The sequence below is a fragment of the Nocardioides aurantiacus genome (assembly GCF_003752505.1).
Taxonomy (GTDB): Bacteria; Actinomycetota; Actinomycetes; order Propionibacteriales; family Nocardioidaceae; genus Marmoricola; species Marmoricola aurantiacus.
Window position 1 is genome coordinate 829,891 of record NZ_RKHO01000001.1, and the last position, 12,087, is coordinate 841,977.

Genomic DNA, 12,087 nt, shown 5'->3' on the forward strand with positions numbered 1-12,087 from the left:
CCGAGCCTTGTGAGTGAGCACTCACTCACCTAGTCTCGACGGGTGACTCCCCGCGCGACGCCGATGGCCCCCGACGAGCGACGGGCGGCCATCGTGACCGCCGTGGCGCCCCTGGTGCTCGAGCACGGCCGGATGCCCAGCACCCGCGAGATCGCGCAGGCGGCCGGTGTCGCCGAGGGCACCATCTACCGCGTCTTCGAGGACAAGGACGCGCTGCTGCACGCCGTGCTCGAGGAGGTGCTGCGCCCGCCCGACTCGGCCGACCACCTCGTCGAGCAGATGGCGGCGCTGCCGGGCCTGGCCACCCGGCTGCTGGCGCTGGCCGAGCGCTCGCAGGCCCGGATGCGCGAGGTGCACGCCACCTTGATGGTGATGCGCCCGCTGATGGAGCAGGCCTCCCACCGCGGTCCCGGGCTCAGCCCGCCCCGCTTCCTGGTCGAGGCCAACGAGGCGCTGATGGACCGGCTCACCCGCGTCTTCGAGCTCTCCGCCGACGAGCTGGCGGTGTCCCCGCTCGTCGCCGCGACGGCGTTCCGGGCCCTCATGCTCGGCGCCCACAGCCCGGGGATGCCCACCCCGTCCCCGCTGACCCCCGAGGTGGTCACGCAGCTGCTGCTGGACGGGCTCGCCCGGCGCGAGGCCCGGGTCGACGTGGGCGGGGCCTGATGCTGCTGCGGCTCGTGCGCACCCGGCTGCGCCCCTACGCCACGTGGCTGGGCGCCGTCGTGCTGCTGCAGCTGGTGGGCACCATGGCGGCGCTCTACCTGCCCAGCCTCAACGCCGACGTCATCGACCGGGGCGTGGCGGTCGGCGACACGGCGTACGTCGTGCGCACGGGTGGGGTGATGCTCGGGGTGGCGCTGCTCCAGGTGGTCTGCTCGGTCGCCGCTGTGTGGTTCTCGGCGCGGACCGCGATGAGCTTCGGGCGCGACGTGCGCCGCGAGATCTTCCACCGCGTGGGCAGCTTCTCGCAACGGGAGGTGACCCGCTTCGGCGCGCCGTCGCTGATCACCCGCGAGACCAACGACGTGCAGCAGGTGCAGATGCTGGTGCTGATGAGCTGCACGCTCATGGTGACCGCGCCGATCATGATGGTCGGCGGCGTGGTGATGGCGATGCGCGAGGACCTCGGGCTGTCCTGGCTGCTCGCCGTCGCGGTGCCCGTGCTGGTGCTGGTGATCGGCCTGGTCATCCGGCAGATGGTGCCGAGCTTCCGTGCGATGCAGGAGCGCATCGACGAGGTCAACCGGCTGCTGCGCGAGCAGATCACCGGCGTGCGCGTGGTGCGGGCGTTCGTCCGCGAGCCCTACGAGACGCAGCGCTTCGCCACCGCCAACCGCGACCTCACCGACGTCTCGGTCCGGGCGGGCCGCTGGCTGGCCGCGATGTTCCCCGCGGTGATGCTCGTCGCCAACGTCTCCTCGGTCGCGGTGCTGTGGTTCGGCGGCCACCGGGTCGAGGACGGCCAGATGCAGGTGGGGGCGCTGACGGCCTACCTCGCCTACCTGATGCAGATCCTGATGTCGGTGATGATGGGCACCTTCATGCTGATGATGGTGCCGCGCTCGGCCGTGTGCGCCGACCGGATCATGGAGGTGCTCGACACCGAGTCGTCCGTGGTGCCCCCGGCCGACCCCGTGCGCGAGCTCACCGAGCCCGGCACGCTGCGGTTCGAGCACGTCGGCTTCCGCTATCCCGGAGCAGCGGAGCCGGTGGTCCGCGACGTCTCGTTCGAGGCCCACCCGGGCCAGGTGGTGGCGATGATCGGCTCGACCGGGGCCGGCAAGACCACGATGGTCGGGCTGGTGCCGCGGCTGGTCGACGCCACCGAGGGTCGGGTGCTGGTCGGCGGGGTCGACGTACGCCGCCTCGACCCCGACCTGCTGCACGCCGAGATCGGGCTGGTGCCCCAGCAGGCGTGGCTGTTCTCCGGCACCGTGCGCTCCAACCTCGCCTACGGCCGACCCGACGCCACCGAGGCCGAGCTGTGGGAGGCGCTGGACACCGCCCAGGCCCGCGACTTCGTGGAGGCGCTGCCGGAGGGCCTGGACGCCCCGGTCTCGCAGGGCGGCACCAACCTCAGCGGCGGCCAGCGCCAGCGGCTCTCGATCGCCCGCGCCCTGGTGCGACGGCCGCGCATCTACCTCTTCGACGACTCCTTCAGCGCCCTCGACCTCGCCACCGACGCCCGGCTGCGGGCCGCGCTGCGACCGGTGACGCGCGAGGCCACGATGCTCGTGGTGGCCCAGCGGGTCTCCAGCATCCGTGACGCCGACGTCGTCCTCGTGGTCGAGGACGGCGCCGTGGTCGGCCGCGGCACCCACGACGAGCTGCTCCGGGACTGCCCGACCTACCAGGAGATCGTCTCCTCCCAGCTCGGTGCGGAGGCAGTGGCATGAGCGACCACGAGGCGGCCGACGTCGACGGCCCCGCCGGGCGGCTGCAGGAGACCGAGCGCATCCAGCCCAGCGGGGGCGGCCCGGGCCGCGGGCCCTTCGGCGGCGGCATGGTCGGGCAGAAGGCGTCCAGCTTCGGACCCTCGGCCCGCCGGCTGGTCGGCCGGATGGCGCCCGAGCGCACCAGGGCGATCCTCGTCGTCGTCCTCGCGGTCCTCAGCGTCGGCCTGACCGCGCTCGGCCCCTGGCTGCTGGGCCGGGCCACCGACCTGATCTTCTCCGGCCTGCTCGGCGGGCGGCTCCCGGAGGGCCTGACCCGGGCCCAGGCCGTGGCCGAGCTGCGGTCGCGCGGCGAGGACCAGCTCGCCTCGATGGTGGGCTCGATGGACCTCGTGCCCGGACGGGGCGTCGACTTCGACGCGGTCGGGCGGGTGCTGCTGCTCGTGCTCGCGGTCTACCTCGTGGCCGCGCTGCTGGCCTTCGTCCAGGGCTACCTGCTCAACGACGTGGTGCAGGGGACCGTGCTGCGGCTGCGCGCCGAGGTCGAGGACAAGGTCAACGCGCTGCCGCTGGCCTTCGTCGACACGCAGGCCCGCGGCGAGCTGCTCAGCCGGGTCACCAATGACATCGACAACGTCAGCCAGACCCTGCAGCAGACCATGAGCCAGCTGCTCACGTCGCTGCTGACGGTGCTGGCCGTGATCTCGCTGATGTTCTGGATCTCGCCGCTGCTGGCCATGGTCGCGCTGGTCTCGGTGCCGGTCTCGATGCTGGTCGCCAAGGTCGTGATGGGCCGCTCGCAGGGGCTCTTCGTGACCCAGTGGCGGCGTACGGGACGGCTCAACGCCCACATCGAGGAGTCGTTCTCCGGGCACGCCCTGGTCACGGTCTTCGGGCGCCGTCGCGAGGCCGAGGAGGTCTTCGCCGAGGAGAACGACGAGCTCTACCGCGCCAGCTTCGGGGCGCAGTTCGTCAGCGGCCTGATCATGCCGATCATGATGTTCGTCGGCAACCTCAACTACGTCGTCATCGCCGTGGTCGGCGGGCTGCGCGTGGCGAGCGGGTCGCTGTCGCTGGGCGACGTGCAGGCGTTCATCCAGTACTCCCGGCAGTTCACCCAGCCCCTCACCCAGGTCGCCTCGATGGCCAACCTGCTGCAGTCCGGCGTCGCCTCCGCCGAGCGCGTCTTCGAGCTGCTCGACGCGCCGGAGCAGACACCCGACCCCGAGCCGTCGGCGGCCGGCACCGGCCCGGTCCCCTCCGACGTACGCCGCGGCGAGGTGCGGTTCGAGCACGTCGACTTCTCCTACGACCCGGCCCGACCGCTGGTGCAGGACCTGTCGCTGGTCGCCCGGCCGGGGGAGACGGTCGCGATCGTGGGCCCGACGGGAGCCGGCAAGACGACGCTGGTCAACCTGGTGATGCGGTTCTACGAGGTCGACGCCGGGCGGATCACGCTCGACGGCGTCGACGTCTCCGCCGTGCCCCGGGCGGTGCTGCGACGGCAGACCGGGATGGTGCTGCAGGACACCTGGCTCTTCGCCGGCACCATCCGCGACAACATCGCCTACGGCAACCCCGACGCCACGCCGGCGCAGGTGCTGGAGGCGGCCCGGGCCACCTTCGTCGACCGGTTCGTGCACTCGCTGCCCGACGGCTACGACACCCTGGTCGACGAGGACGGGTCCAACCTGTCGGCGGGGGAGCGTCAGCTGGTGACGATCGCCCGCGCGTTCCTCTCCGACCCGGCGCTGCTGATCCTCGACGAGGCGACCTCGTCGGTCGACACCCGCACCGAGCTGCTGCTGCAGCAGGCGATGCGGGCGCTGCGCAGCGACCGCACGTCCTTCGTGATCGCGCACCGGCTCTCCACGATCCGCGACGCCGACCTCATCCTGGTGATGGAGGCCGGCGCCATCGTGGAGCAGGGCACCCACGAGGAGCTGCTCGCCGCCGGCGGGGCCTACGCCCGCCTGCACGCCGCGCAGTTCAGCGGGGCCGGGGTCTAGCCGGGTCTAGCCCGCGCCGCCGCCACCGTTGTCGAGGGTGTCGGAGCCGTCGTCCTCCTCGGAGCCGACGCGGCCGTCGCCGGTGCCGTCGCCGCCCGAGCTCGCCCCGCCGTCGGTGCCGTTGCCGGAGCCGCTGCCGCCGGCGCCGGAGCCGTAGTCGGCCTGGTCGGCAGTGAGGGGGGCCGTCTCGGGGGCCTCCTCGCGGTCGGCGCCGATCTGGTCGTCCTCGTTGCCGGTCTGGTCGGGGTGCGTGGCCAAGGGGTTGTCCTCTCCGGGCTGCAGGTCCTCGGGCAGCTGGGAGTCGGTCACCTCGCCGGGCTCACCGCCCTGGTCCGCGGTCTGGTCGGTGGTCTGGTCGGTGCTCTGGTCCTCGTCCGGCTGCTCGCTCATGCGAGCGACGTACCCCACCGCCCGGGGCGCAGACACAACTCCGTTGAAGGGACGGGCCTCGCGTCCTACGCTGGTGAGACACGGGAAAGGAGGTGGTCCGAGGAATGAGTTCTTCGAGGACGCGTGAGGTGGCTGCCCACTAGCAGCGCACCGCCCAGCCGCGTGAGCGCGCTGGTGAATTCCAAGCAGTCACCCGACCCGCAGACGATCCGGGAACACGTCCCCCGGAGCGGCCGAACCCTCGGCCACGTCTGCGGGTCGCCTGCTTTTGTAGGGTGCGCCCATGGCCGACGACGAGACCATCCTGGCGCTGGAGCACGAGATGAGCGTGCTGATCCGTCGGCTGCGCCGGAGGATCGCCGAACGGGCACGCCTGGTGCACCCCGAGCTGGCGCCCGTGGCGTACTCCATGCTCATGGCCCTGCACGACGGCGGCGCCCAGCGTGCGAGCGCCCTGGTGGAGCTGTTCGCCATCGACAAGGGCGCCGTCAGCCGCCAGGTGCAGACACTGCTCGAGCTGGGCCTGATCGAGCGCACCCCCGACCCCGACGACCGCCGGGCCGCGATCCTCGAGATCACGGCACTGGGACGCGAGCGGCTCGAGGCCGTCGCCGCCCAGCGACGGCTCGAGGTCCTCGAGAAGCTGCACGACTGGTCGGATGCCGACCTGCGGGGGTTCGTCGCGGTCATGTCGCGCTACAACGCCGCCCTCGAACGGGGCTGACCGGCTGCTGACCCGCTGCTGACCGGCTGCTCAGCCGCCGGCGGCGACGTCCGCTGCGCCGATGGGAGAGGATGGGCACGTGAGCGACCTGATCGACACCACGGAGATGTACCTCCGCACCATCTACGAGCTCGACGAGGAGGGCATCGTCCCGCTGCGCGCCCGGATCGCCGAGCGGCTGCACCAGAGCGGGCCGACCGTCAGCCAGACCGTGGCCCGGATGGAGCGCGACGGGCTGCTGACCGTCGAGGGCGACCGCCACCTCCAGCTCACCGAGGAGGGACGCAGCCTGGCGACCCGGGTGATGCGCAAGCACCGTCTCGCCGAGCGGCTGCTGACCGACGTGATCGGGCTCGACTGGGAGCTGGTCCACGAGGAGGCGTGCCGCTGGGAGCACGTGATGAGCGAGACCGTCGAGCGTCGGCTCCTCGAGCTGCTCGACCACCCGACCGAGTCGCCCTACGGCAACCCCATCCCCGGCCTGGCCGAGCTGGGGGAGACCCCGGCCGGTGAGCAGTTCCGCGACGGCGTCGAGTCGCTGACCGACGTCGCCGGCACCGAGTCGCTGCGGGTGCGGGTGCGCCGGATCAGCGAGGAGATGCAGAAGGACGAGTCGCTGATGACCGCCCTGCGCCGCGTCGGTGCGCTGCCCGGGGCCGTCGTGGCCGCGGTCGCGACCGCCGAGGGCGTCCTGCTCGGCTCCTCGGGCGAGACCGCCGAGATCCTCCCGGAGGCCGCCGACCACATCTTCGTGACCGTCGCCGGCGAGGTCACGCGGGTCTGAGCGCCCCGCGCGCCTGCTCGGCCGCGTCGGCCAGGTCGGCCAGGCCGGTGAGCCAGTCGCTGCAGCCGGTCTCGAGCTTGAGGGTGGCCAGGTCGTCCCCGCGGGTGGCGCCCCGGTTGACCAGCACGACCGGCGTGCCCGCCTTCGCGGCGTGGCGCACGAAGCGCAGCCCGGACATCACCGTCAACGAGGACCCGACGACCAGCAGCGAGCTCGCCTCGTCGACGGCGGCGTAGCAGCGGGCCACCCGGTCCTTGGGCACGTTCTCGCCGAAGAACACCACGTGGGGCTTGAGCCGGCCGCCGCACGCCTCGCAGTCGGGCACCACGAAGTCGCGGGTCTCCTCCAGGGCGACGTCGCCGTCGGGTCGGGCGGCCACGTCGGCGTGGGCCTCGGCCCACCCGGGGTTGAGTGCCGCGAGGCGGCGCTGGAGCGGCGTACGTCCGGAGGTGCGGCGGCAGTCGAGGCAGACCACCTCGCTGACCCGCCCGTGCAGCGCGACCAGCTGCTGCTGGCCGGCGCGCTCGTGGAGGCCGTCGACGTTCTGGGTGATCAGCAGCGGCACCCGGCCGGCGGCCTCGAGCCGCACCAGCGCACGGTGGCCGGCGTTGGGCTCGGCCGAGCCCATCCGCGACCACCCGACGTGGGCGCGGGCCCAGTAGCGCTGCTGGCTGGCGGGCGTGGCCACGAACTCCTGGTAGGTCATCGGGCGTCGCACCGGCGCCCCCGGACCGCGGTAGTCGGGGATGCCGGAGTCGGTGGAGAGCCCCGCACCGGTGAGCACGACCGCGCGCGGGCCGAGCAGGTCGAGCAGCTCCGCGGAGGCGGGCGCGCGGTCAGCCACGGGCGTAGCGCACCTCGGCCCGGGCGCGCGCCTTGGTGGCCTCCTCCTCGCGGTTCTTCGGGGGCGCCGGCGTGCTCAGCCCGTCGAGCAGGCGACGCGTCGCGGCCTCGACCTCGGCGATCGCCGCGTCGAACGCGGCCTGGTTGGCCTGTGAGGGGCGGGTCGACCCACTGATCTTGCGGACGTACTGCACGGCTGCAGCGTGCACCTCGTCGTGGGTGGCCGGGGGCTCGAAGTTGTGCAGGGTGCGGATGTTGCGGCACATGCCACCGAGGGTACGTCGCACCCGGCCGTCGCGCATGGGACAGGATGGCGGCCCGACCCACCCGCACCCCCAGCCCAGGAGACCCCCGGTGCCCGAGAACACCCCCGAACGCGAGCACGACCTGGTCCTGCTCGGCGCGACCGGATTCACCGGCGAGCTGACCGCGGCCTACCTCGCCGAGCACGCCCCGGCGGGCCTGCGCTGGGCCCTGGCCGGGCGCAACCGGGCCAGGCTCGAGGCGGTGCGCGGCCGGCTCGCGGAGATCGACCCCGCGCTGGCCGACCTCCCGCTGCTGCAGGCCGACAGCAGCGACGAGGCCTCGCTGCGCACCCTGGCGGAGTCCACCCGCGCCGTCGTCACGACGGTCGGCCCCTACCTGGCCCACGGGATGCCGCTGGTCGCCGCGTGCGCCGCCGCCGGCACCGACTACCTCGACCTCACCGGCGAGCCGGAGTTCGTCGACCGGGCCTACCTCGCGCACCACGAGACCGCCGTCGCCTCCGGTGCCCGGCTGGTCCACGCCTGCGGCTTCGACTCGATCCCGCACGACCTGGGTGCGTGGTTCACCGTGCAGCAGCTCGGCGACACCGACCCGATCACGGTCCGCGGCGTCGTCCGTGCCGCCGGCACCTTCTCGGGCGGCACCTTCCACTCCGCGCTCGGCGCCATGAGCAACGCCGGCGGGATGCGCAGCGCGATGAAGGAGCGGCGTGCCCGCGAGCAGCGCCCGGAGGGACGTCGCTCCCGCGCGGTGTCCGGCAAGCCCCACCGCGACCGGGTGCTGGGTCGCTGGCTGCTGCCGCTGCCGACGATCGACCCGTTCGTGGTCGCGCGGTCCGGTGCCGCGCTGGCGTCGTACGGCCCGGACTTCCGCTACAGCCACTACGCCGGCCTGAAGACGCTGCGCTACACGGCCGGTGCGGTCGTCGGTGTCGGCGCGCTGGCCGCCGCCGCCCAGGTGGGGCCGCTGCGAGCCCAGCTGCTCAAGCGGGTGCCGCAGGGCCAGGGCCCCTCGGAGCAGCGCCGGTCGACGTCGTGGTTCACCGTCGACTTCGTCGGCGAGAGCGCCGGGCGCACCGTGCACACGCGGGTCTCCGGGGGCGACCCGGGCTACACCGAGACCGCCAAGATGCTCGCCGAGTCGGCGCTGTGCCTGCTGCTGGACGACAACCCGACCACCGCCGGCCAGGTCACCACCGCCCAAGCCATGGCGGCCCACCTGGTGCCGCGGCTGCAGGCGGCGGGGATGCGGTTCGAGGTCGTCTGAGGGTCCGCAGGTGGACCGCCCGGCTCCGGTGGCTCAGGCGAAGAGCGTGTCGCCGACGAACCCCGTCCTGCGGCGTACGCCGGGAGGCACCGCCCACAGGCCCGAGCCGGTGTGCTGGAGGTACTCCATCAGGCCGTCCTGCGCCGAGAGCCGGGTCTGCATCGGGATGTAGTGCACGTCCGGGTCGCGGACGAAGGCCACGAAGAACAGGCCGGCGTCGAGGCGGCCCAGCGCGTTGCTGCCGTCGGTGAAGTTGTAGCCGCGGCGCAGCATCTTCACGCCCTTGTTCTGGCTCGGGTGCGCCAGTCGGACGTGGGAGTTCAGGCCGACGAGCGGGCCCTCGCGGCCCTGCAGGTCGAAGTCGGGCTCGGTGAACTCGGTGCCGCCCGAGAGCGGAGCGCCCTCCTCGCGGTCGCGCCCCACCAGTGCCTCCTGCTCGCGCAGGCTGCTGCGGTCCCAGGTCTCGATCTGCATGTTGATGCGGCGGGCCACCAGGTAGGTGCCGCCGGCCAGCCAGTCGGCACGCGGGTCGTCGCCCTCGCCCACCCACACGAACTCCTCGACGCCCTCGCGGTCCTGCGACTTCAGGTTGGCGGTGCCGTCCTTGAAGCCGAACAGGTTGCGCGGCGTGGCCTGCGCCGTCGAGGTGGAGGAGGTGCGGCCGAAGCCGAGCTGGGCCCAGCGCATCGCGGCGGTGCCGAAGGCGATCCGCGAGAGGTTGCGGATGGCGTGCACGGCCACCTGCGGGTCGTGGGCGCAGGCCTGGACGCACAGGTCGCCGTTGCTGCGGGCCGGGTCGAGCTTGTCGGCCGGGAAGTGCGGCAGCTCGCGCAGCGCCGCCGGCTGCTTGCCCCCGAGCCCGAAGCGGGGCTTGCCGTCCCGCTCGAACAGCGTCGGGCCGAAGCCGAAGGTGAGCGTCAGACCGGAGGCGTCGAGGTCGAGGGCCTCGCCGGTGTCGTCCGGCGGCGCGTCGTACGACGTGGGGACGCCCTCGCCCACCGGGCGGCCCGAGGTCATCGCCCGGGCGGCCGCCGTCCACGCCCGCAGCAGCAGGATCAGGTCGTCGCGCGACTCCGAGGTGACGTCGAAGGCGGCGAAGTGGAGCCGGTCCTGGGCGGGGGTGACGATCCCGGCCTGGTGCCGGCCGCCGAAGGCGTAGCTCGACTGGCCGGGCTCGCCCGGGTCCTCGGCCGCGTGCCCCACGGCGTACCCGCCGACCCCGGCCGCGCCCACGGCGAGCGCACCGGCACCGGCGGCGCCGAGGAGGCGTCGCCGGCTGACGCCGGAGGGGGCGGTCGGGGACGCGGCGTCGGGCGCGGAGGCGGGCTCGGTCACAGCGTGATGGCTCCGGTGAGCTTGGAGAGCGGCTCGGCGAGGGCGTTGACCCGGTCGGAGAGCTCCTTGCGCTGCGCCTCGGTGACGGTGTCGTAGGAGACGAAGTCGTCCTTGCCCTGGCGGTACTGGTCGAGCGAGGTCTGCAGGTCGCGGAAGGCCGACTGGATCTTCTGCGACAGGGCCGGGTCCTTGACGTCGAGGAGGGGCTTGAGGCCCTCGTAGGCCACACGGGCGCCGTCGACGTTGGCCTGGAAGTCGTAGAGGTCGGTGTGCGACCAGATGTCCTCCTCGCCGGTGATCTTGCCGCTCGCGACCTCGTCGAGCAGGCCCTTGGAGCCGTTGCCGATCTGGTCGACGGTGTAGTCGAGGTCCTGGACGCGGCTGTCGAGGGTCTTGGTGTTCTCCAGCAGGTCCTGGCCGTACTTCTCGCGGTCGGCCGTGCTGAGCGCGGTGTAGCCCGACGCCGGCGGCCAGAGGTCCTTCTCGATGCGGTGCCAGCCGGTCCACTCCTGGCCGGGGGAGAGGTCGGCCTCGCGGAGGTCCATCTTGGGGTCGAGGTCGCCGAAGGACTCGGCCACGGTCTCGATCCGCTCCCAGTAGGTGCGGGCCTCGGGGTAGAGCTCGCGGGCCCGCTCGTCCTGCCCCGCGGCGTACGCCGTGACGAAGGCGGTGGTCTCGTCGACCAGCTGCGAGGACTGGTCCTTGACGTAGGCGGCGTACTGCGTCGTGGCCGCGTCGATGTCGGCCTGCTCGACGCCGGTGATCTTGGTGTCCTCGCCGGAGTCGGTGACGGTGAAGTCCGAGCGGATGCCCTTGCCGCTCATGCCGGGACGGCACGAGGCGACGTACGTGCCCGGAGCGGCGCGCACCACGAGGTCGCGCGACAGGCCGGGGCCGACGTTCTCGATCTCGCCGACGATGCGCAGGCCGTCCTCGGCGTAGAAGTAGAACTCGGTGACCTGGTCGCCGGAGTTCTTGACGTCGAAGACCAGGTTGCCCGAGGGCGCCTCGGTGGTGGTCAGGTCGCAGGCGTCGGCGCTGGAGTCCACGGTGATCGTGCCCGAGCCCTGCGACCCCGAGGCCTCGGGGTCGTTGGACTCGGTCAGGGAGCAGCCGGTGGTGCCGATCAGGAGCGCGGCGCAGGCGGCAGCGGCGGGGACGAGCTTCACGGGAAGGAGGGTCTCTCTGCTCAGGCGGCCCGCGCCGGGGCCGGCGTGGGCGCGGTGGTGGCGGTGCCGGTGCTGCGGGGGCGACGCGCCCGCAGCAGGAACACCGTCATGGTCGGGACGACGTAGGCCACCCACACGACGGCCTCGAGCCAGGTGGTGGCGGGGGAGAAGTTCAGCGTGCCCTTGAGGACGGTGCCGAGCACCGAGGCGGGCTCGATGGTGTCGCTGACGTCGAAGGCCAGGCTGTTCAGGCCGGGGAGGATGCGAGCCTCCTGCAGGTCGTGGACGCCGTAGGCCAGGACGCCGGCCGCGACGACGATGAGGATCGCCCCGGTCCAGGTGAAGAAGCGCGACAGGTCGATCTTGAGCACGCCCTTGTAGAAGGCGTAGCCCATCGCGACGGCGGTGAGGATGCCGAGCAGGGCGCCCAGCAGCGGCACCAGCTGCGACCCGCCGGAGCCGGTCGCCTGCGTGGCCGACCAGAGGAACAGCGCGGTCTCCAGGCCCTCGCGACCGACGGCGAGGAAGGCGACGAGCGCCAGGCTGGCGCGCCCGGCCTCGGCGGCGGCGTCGATGCGCCCGCGCAGCTCGCCGCTCAGCGCCCGCGCGTGGCGGGCCATCCAGAAGACCATCCAGGTCACGAAGCCGACGGCGACGATCGACAGGATGCCGCCGAGCGCCTCCTGGGCCTCGAAGGTGAGCCGGCGGGGGCCGAAGGTGAGCAGCGCGCCGAAGGCGGCCGAGAGCGCGACGGCGAGGGCGACGCCGACCCAGATGCGGGGCAGCAGGTGACGCCGGCCCGACTTGACCAGGTAGGCGACGAGGATGACGACGACCAGGCTGGCCTCGAGGCCTTCGCGGAGGCCGATGAGGTAGTTGCCGAGGGGGAAGGACGACATCACGG

The 12,087-nt window shown here is 73.1% G+C and carries 12 protein-coding genes; 6 read left to right on the forward strand and 6 right to left on the reverse strand.

All coding sequences use genetic code 11. From position 1 onward, the window contains the following. Window positions 1-42: 42 nt before the first annotated feature. Genes EDD33_RS04020 through EDD33_RS04030 form a run of 3 tightly spaced genes read left to right on the forward strand, consistent with a single transcriptional unit; the run spans window position 43 to window position 4,405 of the window. Window positions 43-666, forward strand: a complete 624-nt coding sequence (locus EDD33_RS04020) for a TetR/AcrR family transcriptional regulator (RefSeq protein WP_148076925.1) — start codon at window positions 43-45, stop codon at window positions 664-666. Next, the gene (locus tag EDD33_RS04025) at window positions 666-2,399 is read left to right on the forward strand and encodes an ABC transporter ATP-binding protein (RefSeq protein WP_123389206.1); all 1,734 of its coding nucleotides are present in this window, start codon (window positions 666-668) and stop codon (window positions 2,397-2,399) included. Before EDD33_RS04020 ends, EDD33_RS04025 begins: the two co-directional genes overlap by 1 nt. Next, the gene (locus EDD33_RS04030) at window positions 2,396-4,405 is read left to right on the forward strand and encodes an ABC transporter ATP-binding protein (protein WP_123389207.1); all 2,010 of its coding nucleotides are present in this window, start codon (window positions 2,396-2,398) and stop codon (window positions 4,403-4,405) included. The genes EDD33_RS04025 and EDD33_RS04030 overlap by 4 nt, the downstream gene beginning before the upstream one ends. Before the next feature lie 6 nt (window positions 4,406-4,411). Here the strand turns inward: EDD33_RS04030 and EDD33_RS04035 are convergent, their stop codons facing one another. After that, window positions 4,412-4,795 carry a hypothetical protein gene (locus EDD33_RS04035; protein ID WP_123389208.1) on the reverse strand — a complete coding sequence of 128 codons (384 nt, stop codon included), beginning with the start codon at window positions 4,793-4,795 and terminating at the stop codon, window positions 4,412-4,414. Between the two features lie 283 nt (window positions 4,796-5,078). Between EDD33_RS04035 and EDD33_RS04040 the strand changes: the two genes are divergently transcribed. Then, on the forward strand, window positions 5,079-5,519 hold the full coding sequence (locus EDD33_RS04040) for a MarR family winged helix-turn-helix transcriptional regulator (protein WP_123389209.1): 441 nt from the start codon (window positions 5,079-5,081) through the stop codon (window positions 5,517-5,519). Between the two features lie 79 nt (window positions 5,520-5,598). Then, window positions 5,599-6,303 (forward strand): iron-dependent transcriptional repressor DtxR, encoded by a 705-nt coding sequence (locus EDD33_RS04045; protein ID WP_123389210.1) that lies wholly within the window; start codon window positions 5,599-5,601, stop codon window positions 6,301-6,303. Here the strand turns inward: EDD33_RS04045 and EDD33_RS04050 are convergent. Then, complete coding sequence (locus EDD33_RS04050; RefSeq protein ID WP_123389211.1) at window positions 6,290-7,147, reverse strand: NAD-dependent protein deacetylase; 858 nt, start codon at window positions 7,145-7,147, stop codon at window positions 6,290-6,292. The two genes, EDD33_RS04045 and EDD33_RS04050, sit on opposite strands and share 14 nt — an antisense overlap. Continuing rightward, window positions 7,140-7,412 carry a DUF2277 domain-containing protein gene (locus EDD33_RS04055; RefSeq protein WP_123392996.1) on the reverse strand — a complete coding sequence of 91 codons (273 nt, stop codon included), beginning with the start codon at window positions 7,410-7,412 and terminating at the stop codon, window positions 7,140-7,142. The genes EDD33_RS04050 and EDD33_RS04055 overlap by 8 nt, the downstream gene beginning before the upstream one ends. Window positions 7,413-7,500: 88 nt before the next feature. On the opposite strand from EDD33_RS04055, the gene EDD33_RS04060 reads away from it, so the two are divergent. Further along, the gene (locus EDD33_RS04060) at window positions 7,501-8,679 is read left to right on the forward strand and encodes a saccharopine dehydrogenase family protein (RefSeq protein WP_246003357.1); all 1,179 of its coding nucleotides are present in this window, start codon (window positions 7,501-7,503) and stop codon (window positions 8,677-8,679) included. A 33-nt stretch (window positions 8,680-8,712) separates the two neighbouring features. On the opposite strand, the gene efeB is transcribed toward EDD33_RS04060, so the two are convergent. Genes efeB through efeU form a run of 3 tightly spaced genes read right to left on the reverse strand, consistent with a single transcriptional unit; the run spans window position 8,713 to window position 12,082 of the window. Beyond that, complete coding sequence (gene efeB, locus EDD33_RS04065; protein WP_123389213.1) at window positions 8,713-10,014, reverse strand: iron uptake transporter deferrochelatase/peroxidase subunit; 1,302 nt, start codon at window positions 10,012-10,014, stop codon at window positions 8,713-8,715. Continuing rightward, entirely contained in the window at window positions 10,011-11,183 is a 1,173-nt protein-coding gene (gene efeO / locus EDD33_RS04070; RefSeq protein ID WP_123389214.1) for an iron uptake system protein EfeO, read from the reverse strand. The genes efeB and efeO overlap by 4 nt, the downstream gene beginning before the upstream one ends. A gap of 20 nt (window positions 11,184-11,203) precedes the next feature. Beyond that, complete coding sequence (gene efeU, locus EDD33_RS04075; protein WP_123389215.1) at window positions 11,204-12,082, reverse strand: iron uptake transporter permease EfeU; 879 nt, start codon at window positions 12,080-12,082, stop codon at window positions 11,204-11,206. Window positions 12,083-12,087: the final 5 nt, after the last annotated feature.

Bases quoted from the DNA above. Each gene is read 5' to 3' on its own strand.
- efeU (WP_123389215.1), bottom strand. From the start codon at position 12,082: ATGTCGTCCTTCCCCCTCGGCAACTACCTCATCGGCCTCCGCGAAGGC.
- EDD33_RS04025 (WP_123389206.1), top strand. From the start codon at position 666: ATGCTGCTGCGGCTCGTGCGCACCCGGCTGCGCCCCTACGCCACGTGG.
- EDD33_RS04040 (WP_123389209.1), top strand. From the start codon at position 5,079: ATGGCCGACGACGAGACCATCCTGGCGCTGGAGCACGAGATGAGCGTG.
- EDD33_RS04030 (WP_123389207.1), top strand. From the start codon at position 2,396: ATGAGCGACCACGAGGCGGCCGACGTCGACGGCCCCGCCGGGCGGCTG.
- EDD33_RS04055 (WP_123392996.1), bottom strand. From the start codon at position 7,412: ATGTGCCGCAACATCCGCACCCTGCACAACTTCGAGCCCCCGGCCACC.
- EDD33_RS04035 (WP_123389208.1), bottom strand. From the start codon at position 4,795: ATGAGCGAGCAGCCGGACGAGGACCAGAGCACCGACCAGACCACCGAC.